At 44.6% G+C, this 14279-nt stretch carries 12 protein-coding genes and 1 other annotated feature; of the genes, 4 read left to right on the top strand and 8 right to left on the bottom strand.

The features are described from left to right. Positions 1 to 83: 83 nt before the first annotated feature. Together BIW15_RS12985 and srmB are read left to right on the top strand one after the other, a co-directional pair. The gene (locus BIW15_RS12985) at positions 84 to 803 is read left to right on the top strand and encodes a tRNA1(Val) (adenine(37)-N6)-methyltransferase (protein WP_029807551.1); all 720 of its coding nucleotides are present in this window, start codon (positions 84 to 86) and stop codon (positions 801 to 803) included. 107 nt (positions 804 to 910) lie between these two features. Then, positions 911 to 2134 carry an ATP-dependent RNA helicase SrmB gene (srmB, locus tag BIW15_RS12980; protein WP_005479730.1) on the top strand — a complete coding sequence of 408 codons (1224 nt, stop codon included), beginning with the start codon at positions 911 to 913 and terminating at the stop codon, positions 2132 to 2134. 105 nt (positions 2135 to 2239) lie between these two features. Here the strand turns inward: srmB and yaaA are convergent, their stop codons facing one another. Continuing rightward, on the bottom strand, positions 2240 to 3016 hold the full coding sequence (gene yaaA / locus BIW15_RS12975) for a peroxide stress protein YaaA (protein WP_025505368.1): 777 nt from the start codon (positions 3014 to 3016) through the stop codon (positions 2240 to 2242). A 107-nt stretch (positions 3017 to 3123) separates the two neighbouring features. Continuing rightward, on the bottom strand, positions 3124 to 4557 hold the full coding sequence (locus BIW15_RS12970) for a sodium:alanine symporter family protein (RefSeq protein WP_005459389.1): 1434 nt from the start codon (positions 4555 to 4557) through the stop codon (positions 3124 to 3126). A gap of 721 nt (positions 4558 to 5278) precedes the next feature. On the opposite strand from BIW15_RS12970, the gene BIW15_RS12965 reads away from it, so the two are divergent. Beyond that, positions 5279 to 5464 carry a DUF3545 family protein gene (locus BIW15_RS12965; RefSeq protein WP_005459060.1) on the top strand — a complete coding sequence of 62 codons (186 nt, stop codon included), beginning with the start codon at positions 5279 to 5281 and terminating at the stop codon, positions 5462 to 5464. 230 nt (positions 5465 to 5694) lie between these two features. Here BIW15_RS12965 and BIW15_RS12960 read toward each other — a convergent pair whose 3' ends face one another. The 3 genes from BIW15_RS12960 to nfo form a co-directional block, all read right to left on the bottom strand. Then, positions 5695 to 6246 carry a hemerythrin domain-containing protein gene (locus BIW15_RS12960; protein WP_005459058.1) on the bottom strand — a complete coding sequence of 184 codons (552 nt, stop codon included), beginning with the start codon at positions 6244 to 6246 and terminating at the stop codon, positions 5695 to 5697. Between the two features lie 112 nt (positions 6247 to 6358). After that, a complete protein-coding gene (gene ung, locus BIW15_RS12955; protein WP_005465920.1) occupies positions 6359 to 7039 on the bottom strand; it encodes a uracil-DNA glycosylase in 681 nt (226 codons plus the stop codon). Between the two features lie 283 nt (positions 7040 to 7322). Further along, positions 7323 to 8210, bottom strand: a complete 888-nt coding sequence (gene nfo / locus BIW15_RS12945; protein ID WP_031828137.1) for a deoxyribonuclease IV — start codon at positions 8208 to 8210, stop codon at positions 7323 to 7325. A gap of 326 nt (positions 8211 to 8536) precedes the next feature. Between nfo and grcA the strand changes: the two genes are divergently transcribed. Further along, positions 8537 to 8914: an autonomous glycyl radical cofactor GrcA gene (gene grcA, locus BIW15_RS12940; protein WP_005459053.1), complete on the top strand. Its 378-nt coding sequence runs from the start codon at positions 8537 to 8539 to the stop codon at positions 8912 to 8914. Between the two features lie 139 nt (positions 8915 to 9053). Here grcA and thrC read toward each other — a convergent pair whose 3' ends face one another. From thrC to thrA, 3 genes are read right to left on the bottom strand one after another with little or no spacing between them, the layout of a single operon-like run. After that, positions 9054 to 10334 carry a threonine synthase gene (gene thrC / locus BIW15_RS12935; RefSeq protein WP_020904213.1) on the bottom strand — a complete coding sequence of 427 codons (1281 nt, stop codon included), beginning with the start codon at positions 10332 to 10334 and terminating at the stop codon, positions 9054 to 9056. Further along, the gene (gene thrB, locus BIW15_RS12930; RefSeq protein WP_005479586.1) at positions 10331 to 11287 is read right to left on the bottom strand and encodes a homoserine kinase; all 957 of its coding nucleotides are present in this window, start codon (positions 11285 to 11287) and stop codon (positions 10331 to 10333) included. Before thrB ends, thrC begins: the two co-directional genes overlap by 4 nt. A gap of 20 nt (positions 11288 to 11307) precedes the next feature. Further along, the gene (gene thrA / locus BIW15_RS12925; RefSeq protein WP_023584946.1) at positions 11308 to 13767 is read right to left on the bottom strand and encodes a bifunctional aspartate kinase/homoserine dehydrogenase I; all 2460 of its coding nucleotides are present in this window, start codon (positions 13765 to 13767) and stop codon (positions 11308 to 11310) included. Between the two features lie 54 nt (positions 13768 to 13821). Then, positions 13822 to 13941, bottom strand: a sequence feature (Thr leader region). Between the last annotated feature and the right edge of the window lie 338 nt (positions 13942 to 14279).

Below are 14279 nucleotides of genomic sequence, written 5' to 3'. Positions count from 1 at the left end.
TTAATAACCAACAAAACAACAATCTATACAAATAAGAAACAATAGAGAATTTCACTTAAATATTGAGCAGATAAAAAACAATCATGAAGAGCGGAAAATTTCAAACTAAAGGCTTCAAGTTTAAGCAGTTTTGTATCGAAGGAGGCGAAAGTGGCATGCCAGTGAGTACCGACGGCGTGATGCTAGGCGCGTGGATGGAAAGTCCGAGCCCAGCCCATATTTTGGATATCGGGACAGGAACAGGGTTACTCGCTTTGATGTGCGCTCAACGCTTTCCTGACGCAAAAATTACCGCCGTTGATATCGAAACCACAGCAGTTGAAGCCGCAAGCCACAATTTTTCGCACTCGCCGTGGCACGACCGACTCTCAGTTCAGCATACCGATGTTTTGAGTTTTTCGCCGCCGCAACGCTTTCAACGCATTGTTTGCAACCCACCCTATTTCAACACTGGTGAGCAAGCTAAACAAAGCCAGCGAGCAACCGCTAGGCATACCGACTCCCTACGCCATGATGCGTTGCTTAAGTGTTGTTATCAGTTGCTAGATACAGAAGGAAAAGCCAGCTTTGTGCTGCCAATCACCGAAGGGGAGCTATTTATTGAACTAGCATTAACCCAGGGTTGGTCTCTATCTCGACTGTGCCGCGTGCAACCATCGGAAAAGAAACCCGTGCACCGTTTGCTGTTTGAACTGGCAAAGCAACCTTGCGATACTCAAGAGTCACATTTGATCATTCACTCATCAGACGGTTACAGCAATGATTTTGTCCGCTTAACCCACGAGTTTTATCTTAAGATGTGAAATAACATGTGATCCTTATCACCAATCACTTTATAATGTGCGACCTTTTTATATTCTATGCTGCTTTGGCGAACCATTAACCAAGCTTTGCTTGTGGAGAACTCATTGTGATCAGAACCTTTGCTGAACTTGATCTAGACCAAAACCTACTTGAAGCCATTGAAGAGATGGGCTACGAACGCCCAACTAAAATTCAGGCAGAAGCGATTCCACAAGCGTTGGATGGTCGTGACATTCTAGCGTCAGCGCCAACGGGTACTGGTAAAACGGCAGCCTTCGTTCTGCCAGCATTGCAATACTTGCAAGATTTCCCTCGTCGTAAACCTGGGCCTGCGCGTATTTTGATCCTTACGCCAACTCGCGAACTAGCTATGCAGGTTGCCGACCAAGCTCGTGCTTTGGCAAAGAACACTAAGCTGAACATCTTCACGATCACAGGCGGCGTTCAATACCAAGAACACGCAGACATCCTAGCAACTACGCAAGACATTGTAGTTGCAACACCAGGCCGTCTACGTGAGTACATTGATGCAGAACGTTTTGATTGTCGTGCTATCGAATGGCTGGTTCTCGATGAAGCAGACCGCATGCTGGACATGGGCTTTGCTCCAACAGTTGACCGTCTGTCGAATGAATGTCGCTGGCGTAAGCAAACCCTTCTGTTCTCAGCAACACTAGAAGGTAAAGGCGTAGAAGGCTTCACGGCTGACCTATTGAACGAGCCAGCAGAGATCGACGCAAAATCGCCACTGCGTGAGCGTAAGAAGATTGCTCAATGGTATCACCGTGCTGATAGCGCAGAACACAAACTGGCTCTGCTGAAACATATCATCACAGAGCAAGCTGAGCGCACTATCGTGTTCTTAAAAACTCGTGAACGCTTGGCAGAGCTACGTGCACAACTTGAGAGCGCACAAATCCCGTGTTCGTGGATTCAAGGAGAAATGCCTCAAGATCGTCGTAATAATGCCATTGCACGTTTCCGTGACGGCACTGTGAACGTGCTACTAGCAACTGACGTTGCGGCGCGTGGTATCGACCTTCCTGATGTTTCTCACGTTATCAACTACGACATGCCGCGCACGGCTGACGTATACCTTCACCGTATCGGCCGTACAGCTCGTGCAGGTAAGAAAGGTAACGCAATCTCAATCGTAGAAGCGCACGACCAGCCAATGATGGATCGCGTAGCACGTTACGTGAAAGAAGACATCAAAGAGCGTTTCATTAAAGAGATGCGCCCTAAGCACAAGAAACCTGTGTTTAAGAAGAAAAAGAAAAAAGAAGACAAGAAGAAAACAGCGAAAAAGAAAACCGCTAAGAAGAAGTAATCTTGTTGAGGCTTAATAAGCCCAAATAGAAACAACAAAGGGTTGGCAGTGCCAACCCTTTTTCGTTTGTGTAGCTTTCAATTAATAACGCGTATTGCGCTTCAATCAGTTTTGCTCTTCACGTTTAAATACCAAGTCTGTTGGTGTCGACTCTTCCTCAACGAAGTAGTAGCCAGCGGTATCAAACTTCGTTAAGTCCGCCACGCTCTCAATGCGATTTTCGATGATGTAACGCGCCATCATGCCACGCGCTTTCTTCGCATAAAAACTGATCACCTTGTATTGACCATTCTTACAGTCTTTGAAAATTGGCGTAATCACTTGTGCATCCAAGTTCTTTGGCTTCACCGCTTTAAAATACTCATTCGACGCAAGATTGATCAAAACATTGTCGCCTTGCTCAGCAATCGCTTCATTGAGCTTATCGGTAATCACATTGCCCCAGAACTGGTACAGGTTGCTGCCTTTCTCGTTCGCCAGTTTCGTCCCCATCTCCAGACGGTATGGTTGCATTAAGTCGAGCGGTTTAAGCAGACCGTACAGACCAGATAGCATGCGTAAGTGTTTTTGCGCGTATTCGAAGTCCGCATCTGATAGTGTTTCAGCTTCCAAGCCCGTGTACACATCACCTTTAAACGCAAAAATGGCCTGACGCGAGTTTTCCGTTGTGAACGTTTCGCTCCACTCTTGGAATCGCCCGACGTTCAGATCGGCTATCTTGTCACTCACTTTCATTAAAGAGGCAACATCAGCAGGCGTCAGTTTGCGGCAAACGTCGATCAATTCTTTTGAATATTCAATTAACTCTGGTTGAGTAAATTTTTCTGTCGCTAACGGAGACTCGTAATCGAGGGTCTTCGCTGGAGAAACTACGATAAGCATGACTTTCACTTCCCTAATTTTGTTTTTTATTAGGGTACAAAAAAAGCCATGCATTGTCTGCATGGCTTTACGAATCGTCTTAATAGCTTTTAACGATAGGAGAACACTTAGTCTTTCTTAGTGTTGTCCCAAATACCGTCTTCTAGCTGAGACTTAAGCTCAGGGAAATCGTTCGCATCGAACGTTGGTACTTTACCTTCGCCTAGCTGGCGGTTGTAGTCTTTCGCCAGTTTGATCACGATGCCCGATAGCAACAGAATCGCTACCAAGTTAACAATCGCCATCAGACCCATCGAAACGTCAGCCAACGACCAAACCACAGGAAGAGACGCTAGCGCACCAAACATTACCATGCCCAGAACCACAACGCGGAAGATGCTTAGACCAGCTTTATGGTTGTGCTCCAAGAAGATCAGGTTCGTTTCTGCGTAAGAGTAGTTCGCGATGATTGAAGTAAACGCGAAGAAGAAGATTGCAACTGCAACAAAGATGCCGCCCCAATCACCCACTTGCGAGCTCAATGCACGCTGAGTTAGCTCAATACCAGTAACTTCCGTTGCTTGACCTACATACTCGCCCGACATCAGGATAATCGCTACTGTTGCAGAACAGATAACAATCGTATCCATGAACACGCCTAGCATCTGAACGTAACCTTGAGATGCTGGGTGCGGTGGGTAAGGCGTTGCCGACGCTGCCGCGTTAGGCGCAGAACCCATACCCGCTTCGTTCGAGAATAGACCACGTTTGATACCGTTGATCATTGCTTGTGCAATCGCATAACCAAGACCACCCGCTGCAGCTTCTTGCAGACCGAATGCGCTCTTGAAGATCAGCATCAATACATCTGGTAGTTTCTCTAGGTTTGAGAATACAACGAACAATGCTAGTACTAGGTATAGCAGTGCCATGATAGGAACGATCAGCTCAGCTACTTTCGCGATACGCTTGATACCACCGAAGATAACTACAGCTGAAAGTGCAACAACAGCAATACCAACGTATAGGTCATTCCAACCAAATGCGTTGCTCATTGCGTTTGCAATTGAGTTCGCTTGTACGGCGTTGAATACCAAACCAAAAGCGATGATTAGGAAAACAGAGAACAACACGCCCATCCAACGCATGCCCAAGCCTTTTTCCATGTAGTAAGCAGGACCACCACGGTAGTTGCCATCATCATCTTTGGTTTTGTATAGCTGCGCTAGAGTACTCTCTGCAAACGACGTTGCCATACCAAGCATTGCGATCAGCCACATCCAGAAGATCGCGCCAGGGCCACCCGCAGTCAATGCAACTGCAACACCCGCCATGTTACCAGTACCTACACGTGCAGCAAGACTAGTACAAAGCGCTTGGAAAGAAGAAATACCAGCTTTGTCTGCTTTACGGCTGTTCTTAAGAACAGAGAACATGTGGCCGAAGTGGCGGAATTGGATGAATCCCAATCGAACGGTGAAGTAGATTCCTACACCTACAAGAAGATAAACCAGAATCGAACCCCAAAGGAGGTCGTTCATCAAATTGATTAAGTCTGTCATGTGTACCTCAAAGTGAGTTGCGCCAGTCTGTGCGTCCGAGCCATCCACCAGATTGCCTGCTAAGTGTCAAAGTGTGCTTAGCTTTTTGAGTAATGTTTATGCGCAATCTAGAATCGTAAACGTCGCTTCATGCATCCATTTTACGTACCAGCGTATTTTTTGACGGGCGGATAATGCAACCTAGGAACGCAAAAATCAATATGCAACCATTACAATAACATTGTTATTTTTCACTATAAAGTCACCAAAAAATAACATAAAAAGAGGACTTAACACCCCAAACGCGCAACATTTCAATTACCAACATCCAACATAAATAATTACACCGACATTAATAGAACAGCACTCCATAAAAAACGAACCAAGCTAGTATTCACAAGGTGTTACATAAATTTATCTTTGCCGCCAGAGAGGTAATCGAACACTATTTCATCAAACACATTTTATGCAACTTCAACCTTTGCTTAGTACTCTAATTGAACGCATCAAATTAACATTGAAAATCTCTTCATTTAATCGTTTTCCCTTTCTCGTTTGTACATTTTTTATTCAATAGTTCACGAAGCAAAATGTGATTTTGAGAGAACTTTTGCACGAAACTGTCATGTTACCGACACAAATGCGAAATATATCATGGTTATTCTCACACCTATTGTGGTACTTAAAAAACTCCACAAGGACTGGTTACAACAGTTTAGATAAAGAAGGGTAAAGGTGGCTTATGGAAGGCTTTCAACTAGATGAGATTTTCAATCTGGATACTACCTCAACAACAAGATCTCGCGCTAAACCAGTAAAAAGAAAGTGGCGTGAAATAGAAGAGATGAACGACAGACGTAACTTACTTAAAGAACTACGTGAACTTGATGTTTGCAACGACTACAGCTTAGACGACATCAAACTCTAATTTGAACAAAAGGCACCCTAACGGTGCCTTTTGTTTTTGTATAGAGCAGGGTTACATATTCTGATTCTCTACGTCTAAATGTTTACGTGGACGGAATTCTTACTCAATGAGAATTAGCCGTTCTTTTTATCGAGAATTGGTTATGTTGAATTTCCATTCAATTCTCAAATAATAAGAATTACCACAAATAAACCCGAGCAAGATTTATAGATACTCGGGCTTTGAGTGAGTTAAACAAACTCCATATCGCTTTGACGAACGCGCTCGGCAAGCTGTTTATAGCGATCCGCAATCGTGTCACCAAATACAGGGTCGTCTTCGCTCTCTGTCCATAGACTTTCGACGTGTTGCCAGTCTTCAGTAGTAAAAAGCTCTTCAATTAATGGCAGGATTTTTCTCTCTTCGAGCTCAAGGTGACGCTTTTGCGACTCAATGAAATCTTCTAGCTGAGCAATAAAGATGTCTTGAGGAACAACCGCATCTTGCAAAATCATCTCAATGAGCATCGAAAACTCTTTGGTCTTCTCGGCGAGCTCTTGGTGCTCTTTCTCCAAGTTTTCCATGGTTTGTTGCTTACCGTAATGCTTGAGGAAATGATGGTAGAGAATATCTTCTTTCGGATGATGAATTTTTTCCGAATGGTTTGAGAGGTAATCAACAATCTCGCTTACTAGCGAGTAATTAATGGCGTTTTCTTCTTTTATTTCGTTGAGTTTATGGCGCAATATGGCCAGCAGGCGAACCATGTAGCCGTGTTCGCGTCGAATTCTTTCGATCATCATAGCGTCTCTCCTTAACACCTACTTTCAATAAGTGTACATGAGAAATTCGCCACCAGCTTCGAGCATGCTCAAAAAAACAGCGATCATAGCACCATGATCGCTGTCTCTTCTTTTATACCGTTAACGGTAAATGCCAGTTGATTGGCTCTTTTCCTTGCGAAGCAAGTAATTGGTTTGCTTGGGAGAAATGCTTACAGCCCAAGAACCCTCGATGAGCAGACAATGGCGATGGATGCGGCGCGGCTAATACATGGTGCTTCGAGCGGTCGATGAAACGTCCTTTCTTCTGAGCGTGAGACCCCCATAAAAGGAACACGACCCCATGCTGATGCTGGTTTATCGCTTCAATCACTCGGTCTGTGAATGTTTCCCACCCTGTTTTAGAGTGTGAGTGCGCTTTGCCTTGCTCAACCGTTAAAACCGTATTGAGCAACAATACGCCTTGCTCTGCCCAGCTTTGCAAGAATCCGTGCTGAGGGATCTGGAATCCTTCGATATCTTGAGCCAATTCTTTATACATGTTCACGAGCGACGGTGGCGTTTTGATTCCAGGAAGCACAGAGAAGCACAAACCATGCGCCTGATTTGGACCGTGGTATGGGTCTTGTCCTAAGATCACCACTTTCACATCGTTAAACTCCGTGAAACGAAATGCGTTAAAAACATCTTTTGCTGGCGGGTAAATCGCTTTGCCTGCTGCTCGTTCTGCTTCAACAAAATTCAACGTGTCTACAAAGTAGCTCTGCTTTTTCTCTTCGCCGATCACATCGTGCCAAGTGGGTGACTGATTCATGGAAAGTTCCTGTCCTGAGTTTTGCTTCTATTCTAACGAGCGAAACCCAAACAAACAAAAACTTACCACGAACTTGAGAACAGCAATAAAAGACTAATGCTTCTGCGGCGTTCTAAAATGACCTTGCCCAGTAATATGGCGATTAGGCATCGGCAGACGCAGTACGCGGCGACTGTAAGCATAGGGAGCAAAAGAGAGTGGTCGAGACATAGTGGCATCCTTCTTTCTTAATTCAAATTGACTTAAGCGACTAAGAAAGAAAGGTGCCAACTTTGCGATTACATTATTGGTTGTTAATAGCGGCTAAATGAAACTGGCGCAGTGTGTTGATCTCTTGCTGCCAGATGTCCGGATCAATTGTTTCTAAAATCAGAGGGATACCATCAAAACGAGAGTCTTTCGCAATGTACTCGAAACAATCCCACCCGATCTCTCCTTTACCTAAAGAATGGTGACGATCCACTTTGCTAGCAAACTCTACTTTTGAATCATTTAGATGCATTGCTCGCAAATAGTGCATACCCACAATACGGTCAAATTCAGCAAAAGTGCGTTCGCAATCTTCTTTTGTACGCAAGTCATAACCAGCCGTAAAGGTGTGGCAGGTATCAATACAAACACCAACACGATCTTTATCTTCCACTTGCTCGATGATTTCAGCTAAGTGCTCAAACTTCCAGCCAAGATTTGTGCCCTGTCCAGCAGTATTCTCAATCACCGCTACCACATCCGGTACAGTTTTGTGTGCTAAGTTGATCGACTCAGCAATCGTTGCCAAGCATTCCTGTTCAGAGACTTTCTTTAGGTGACTACCCGGGTGGAAGTTAAGCAAAGTCAGTCCCAACTGATTACAACGCTCCATTTCATCGATGAACGCAGCGCGTGACTTATCCAACTTGTCCGCTTCTGGAGCACCTAAGTTAATCAGGTATGAGTCGTGCGGGAGAATATGTTCTGCGCCGAAACCCAGCATTTTACAGTTCGCTTTAAATGCACTGATGGTTTTTGCTTCTAAAGGCTTCGCCACCCACTGGCGTTGGTTTTTTGTAAATAGTGCGAACGCATTCGCACCAATTTCGCGAGCTCTCAACGGCGCTTGATCGACCCCACCAGCAGCAGAGACATGTGCACCAATGAGTTTATTACCAAACTTGTTTTTCATGTTTGTCATTTAATCACTTTAGACTTTCAGTATCGCTACCCAAATACAGATAGTTGCGTTAATCAGTTTAAATTTTAAGCTCAATTTGTAGTAAATTTACAACAAATTGAGTTATTAAATATTTTTTATATTATCAAATAAATTGTAATTAGTATGTTTTCAAAGGTTTTATTGATTTAACTCAAAAAAATTACCTTAATAAAAATAATGTTTTTGGTTGTTTTTTGACTTAAATCAATATTAAAATAGTGGATATTAGCTATATAATACTCAGCTCAACAAAAATTCGAAAATTAACACCAATAATCACCACGTAAGTGGTCTAGGAGATAGTGATGATCCAAGGTATCCAAATTACTAAAGCAGCAAACGACGAACTACTAAACTCAATCTGGCTACTAGATAGCGAGAAGAATGAAGCACGTTGTGTTGCTGCAGCAACTGGTTACGAAGCAGACCAAGTTATCGCAATCAGCGACCTAGGTGAATACGAAAGCCGCGAAGTAGCTATCGAAACTGCACCTCGCATCGAAGGTGGTCAACACCTAAACGTGAACGTTCTTAAACGTGAAACGCTAGAAGATGCAGTTGCTCACCCAGAAAAATACCCACAGCTAACAATCCGTGTTTCTGGTTACGCAGTACGCTTCAACTCGCTAACGCCAGAACAACAACGTGATGTTATCGCTCGTACATTTACTGAGACTCTATAATAGAGTACGCTCAGGTAAGGTTTAAAAACGGCGCTCAATGAGCGCCGTTTTTTTATGTTCGATTTCTACCCGAGACCAGCCCTATAAAAACAAAAAGGCGGAGACAATGCCCCACCTTTTATCGCATATTCAGTTTTGGTTACTGAACGCGGCGTAAGACTGTTTTTAGTGCATCAAAATCCGCGTCAAGATCTTCAGACAACAACTCCATCGCAGCATGTTTAGCTAGTGGTGCAGGCAATTCGATATCCGTTTGAAGAATATCATCTACAACCTCTTTGAACTTCGCTGGGTGCGCAGTACACAAGAACAGACCCGTTTCACCTTCTTGCAGTTGCTCTTCCAATACGCGGTAAGCAATCGCACCGTGTGGCTCACATAGGTAGCCTAATGCGTACAAGTTTTTTACTGATTGTGCGCTTTGCTCATCAGAAACTGCGCCTTTACCTAGTGTCTCTAGGCCCCACTCTTTCACACGGCATAGCTCTTCGATACGCGGCCAGTTGTTCGGTTGGCTTACGTCCATCGCATTTGAAGTGGTTGCAACCGTTGGTTTTGGCTCCCATTTACCCGTTTCGAGGTAACGAGGCACCGTGTCATTCGCATTGGTAGCAGCAATAAAACGTTTGATAGGTAAACCTAGCGCTTTTGCTAATAGACCTGCTGTTAGGTTACCAAAGTTACCGCTTGGTACAGAAACCACGAGGTTTTCACGCTCTTGCTTGCTCATTTGCGCCGCAGCTTCAAAGTAGTAACAGATTTGTGCCATCAAACGGCTGATGTTGATTGAGTTTGCAGAGTTCAGACCGATCTCTTCACGCAGCTCCGCATCATCAAACGCTTGTTTCACCAATGCTTGACATGCATCGAAATCACCATTGATTGCTACAGTGTGGATGTTTTTACCTAGTGTACAAAACAGCTTCTCTTGCAGCGGGCTGATCTTGCCTTTCGGGTAAAGAATCACAACATTAATGTCTTCCATTCCGTAGAAAGCGTGCGCAACAGCCGCGCCAGTATCGCCTGACGTTGCGGTCAAAATGGTGATCTTGCCGCCATTAGAAACTGCCGCAAGGGATTGCGCCATGAAGCGACCACCGAAATCTTTAAATGCTAGCGTCGGGCCATGGAAAAGTTCTAGCGCGTAAACGCCTTCTTTTACTTGGTTGATTGGTGCTGGGAATTGGAATGCAGCATCAACCATTGCGTTAACTTGCTCTTCCGCCAGTTCATCACCAATCAGTGCTGATAGGATCTTAGTGCTACGAGAAACAAAATCTTCTGCTAGCAACGCATCAACGTCTTCAAATTTTGGTAATTCCGATGGAAAAAATAGGCCTTGATTACGACCTAATCCTTGGCGAACGGCTTGGCCAAAGGAAACTTGTTCATCATTTTCTTTTATATTGTAAAGCTTCATAGCTCACTTCCTGTTACTTTCGAACCCTGCTTATCTAAACGACAAACGTGGACGAATCCTTCTTCGTTTTGTACGTAATTTTGTTCTAGCCAGCGAGCAACTCGCTCAGCGACATCTTTCTGTTTGCAAATACTGAACAGTGTCGGACCACTGCCAGAAATACCAGTTGCTAACGCGCCTGCTGATGCTGCGTACTGACGCGCATTCGCAAAGCCCGGAAGCAGTTTCTCACGATACGGTTCTGCGATCACGTCTTTGATCATTTTTGCAGCAAGCTCTGGTTGACCAGAGTGACAGGCATGAATAAAGCCCGCAAGGTGACGGCCATGAGCAATGATATCTTGTCGACGATATTGAGATGGTAGAATTTCACGCGCTTCAGCCGTCGACACTTTAATGCCCGGATACGCCATCACCCAATACCACTCGTCAAAGCAAGGGACTTCTTGGCTGATGATGCCTAGCTCTTCAAGCATCAACTGGACACCACCAAGGTAACATGGAGCAACATTGTCGTAGTGAATACCACCCGAAATTTTACCTTCCATTTCACCCATTAAAGCCAGCAATTCCGTTTCATTCAAAGGCTGGTCGTGGAATCGGTTTAGCGCGTCCAACGCTGCCACAATAGAACAAGCACTTGAGCCCAAACCAGAACCAATAGGCATGTTTTTCTCTAGCGTCATTTCAAGTGGTTTTAGCTCAATGCCTTTTTTGTCCAGTTCACGAGCAAACACCACCCAACAATCGTAAACGATGTTCTCTTTTGGATCGGTTGGTAACTTCGAAACAAAGTGCCCAGCAGTGTTTAGACTGAACGGCTCAGTCCCTGCTTTTACTTGAACTCGGTCACCTAACAAAGTGCCGTCAACTGGGGACACTGCAGCCCCCAGCACGTCAAAACCTACGCTAACATTACCAATTGAAGCTGGGGCATAAACCACCACGCCCATATCACTTGAACTCATTCTTGTTATACCCCTAGTTTCCAACCTAAAGTACGCATTACATCCGAGAATACGCCTGCTGCCGTCACTTCTGTACCGGCACCGTAACCACGCAGCACTAAAGGAATTGGCTGGTAGTAGCGACTATAAAACGCCAACGCGTTTTCACCGTCTTTAATTTTGAACATTGGATCATTTTCATCGACAGCGGCCATGCTCACAGTGCACTTGCCATCATTAATTTCACCAACATAACGTAGCACTTTGCCTTCTTCTGCCGCTTTCGCTGATAACTCTTTGAAGTACGCGTCCGCTTCTGGCAAACGAGCCATAAATTCATCAACACTGCCTGAATCATCAAAGCCTGGTGGTAGCGCTTGGTCAACGACCACATCTTCAAGCTCTAATGACATACCTGCTTCGCGAGCTAGGATGAGCAGCTTACGCGCAACGTCCATACCAGATAGGTCATCACGAGGATCTGGCTCAGTGAAGCCATTTTCTTTCGCAATATTCGTCGCTTCGCTCAGGCTCATACCCTCGTCAAGTTTACCGAAGATGTAAGACAGTGAACCTGACAAAATGCCACTAAATCGTTCAAGCTCATCGCCTGCTGCAATCAGGTTTTGTAAGTTTTCGATAACCGGTAGGCCTGCCCCTACGGTTGTTTCGTACATCAACTTGCGACGCGAGCTACGAGCGACATCTCGAAGCTGATGGTAGTACGCCATGCTTGCTGTGTTTGCTTTTTTGTTTGGCGTGACCACGTGGAAACCTGCTGCTAGAAAGTCTGCATATTGATTTGCAATGTCTTCACTAGACGTACAATCCACAAGTACAGGGTTGATGATGTGATTGCGCTGAACTAACGCGATTAAACGAGCTAGACTGAATTCTTCTGTTGCCGCAGACATGCGGTCGCGCCAGTGTTCTAGTGGTAAGCCTTCACTATCGAGTAGCAAGCCTTTGCTATTTGCTAAACCACACACTCGAATCACGATACCTTTTTCTGCCAGTTTGGATTGCTGACGTTGGATCTGATCCACCAGCTCACCGCCAACACCACCAACACCAACAACAAACACATCGAGGAAGTATTTGGAGTTAAATAGGTTTTCGTGACACGCTTTGATCGCCTCAGAAATTTTGTCTTCCGGAATCACCGCAGAGATAGCACGCTCTGAAGAACCCTGCGCAATCGCGACGATATTGACGTTCACTTCCGCAAGAGAAGAGAAGAAACGTGAAGCAACACCACGAGATGTACGCATGCCGTCACCAACCAAGGTAACGATAGAAACATCATCGATAAAATCAACCGGTTCCAATAGACCGTCTTTTAGTTCAAGCTCAAACGCATCCGCCAGAACTTGTTGAGCTTTCAGCTTATCATCGGCCTCGATACAGAAGCTGATGCTGTACTCAGACGATGATTGAGTAATCAAAACAATAGATACGCCAGCAGAAGACATCGCACCAAATACTCGGCTCGCCATGCCTACCATCCCCTTCATACCTGGGCCTGATACGTTAACCATGGTTAGGTCGTTAAGCGTTGTAATACCTTTGATCGCAAGATTATCTTCACCAGTATCTTGGCCGATAAGCGTACCCGCGCCTTGAGGGTTAAAGCTGTTTTTGATCAGACATGGAATGTGGAATTGCGCGATAGGAGCAATGGTCTTCGGATGCAGAACGGATGCACCGAAGTAAGAAAGCTCCATTGCTTCTTGATAGCTGAGTGACTTAAGCAGTCGTGCATCTTCAACCAATCGAGGATCGCAGTTGTAAACACCATCCACGTCCGTCCAGATTTCACAACAATCAGCACGTAAACAAGCCGCTAATACTGCCGCTGAATAGTCAGAACCGTTACGACCCAGCGTCACCAATTCGCCTTTTTCATTACCCGCAGTAAAGCCCGGCATGATGTTCACATGATCTTTAGGAAGAGGATTTTGACGGAAGTTCTGTGTCGATACATCAACATCCACCATGGCTTCTAGGTGATCGCCTTTCGCATACAGATATTCAACAGGATCAATGAGGTTCGCTTGTTGCCCTTTAGCTTCCAGTACCGCCTTCATCAATTGAATCGAAACTCGCTCACCTTTACTAATGATGCGAGCATTGACGTTGTTTGGACACATACCAAGTAAGTTAATGCCGTGCACAAACTGACGCAGTTGAGAAAGAGAGGTTTTAACTTGGTTATCGAACGCCGCACCTTCTAGGTTAGGCAATACCGCTTGGATATCAGCAAAAAGCGTTTTAAACGACTCTTCCAACTCATTGATTTGCAGCTCAGCTTCACCATTGCGAAGTGCACCTTCAATGACTGCTACTAACTTATTCGTCGTTTTACCCGGCGCTGAAAGTACAACGGCCACTTCTTCTTGTTGAGCGTTATTGGCAATGATATCTGCCGCTCTTAAAAAGCGATCTGCATCCGCTAGTGATGAACCGCCAAACTTCAATACTCGCATCCCTTCCTCCGATGTATTTTCTTAATTTTTGTCTAAATTCTGTCTAAAAACGCATAAAAAAAGGCCTGTATCTTGTTGGATACAGGCCTTTTTTGTGAATTTCTTTCGCTCAGCAGCCTGCCCCAACATTTGTCGTGTCGGTAATAATAATGGTCGTGGTCATTACTACTAGGCTGTTAGATGGCATAAATAAATATTCAACGTTAATCGTGTTTGCTTATATCTACGTTTACCGAGTTTCCTATTCAGAGTCAACAAAAAATTGTTTATTTTCCAGTCTTCCAGAGGTTTATTCTGCGTAATGTCATTGATATATAAGTGTAATTACTTACGCTTGATTTTAAGAAAAACATCCTTGTTTTCTAACTTCAGGAGTTAATGCCATTAAACGAAGGGTGATTAGGAGCCATAGGTAAGCGGATCTTTCTCATAAAGCGCAAGATCAAACATTTAGACGGTGTTGTTTCTAGTTAACAACAACTTAACTGTGATCAATGTTCCTAGGATCGAAT

Source organism: Vibrio sp. SALL6 (assembly GCF_002002385.1).
Classification (GTDB): Bacteria; Pseudomonadota; Gammaproteobacteria; order Enterobacterales; family Vibrionaceae; genus Vibrio; species Vibrio parahaemolyticus.
Note: the sequence above shows the minus strand (reverse complement) of the source record. Positions and strands in the feature narration are given on the sequence as shown.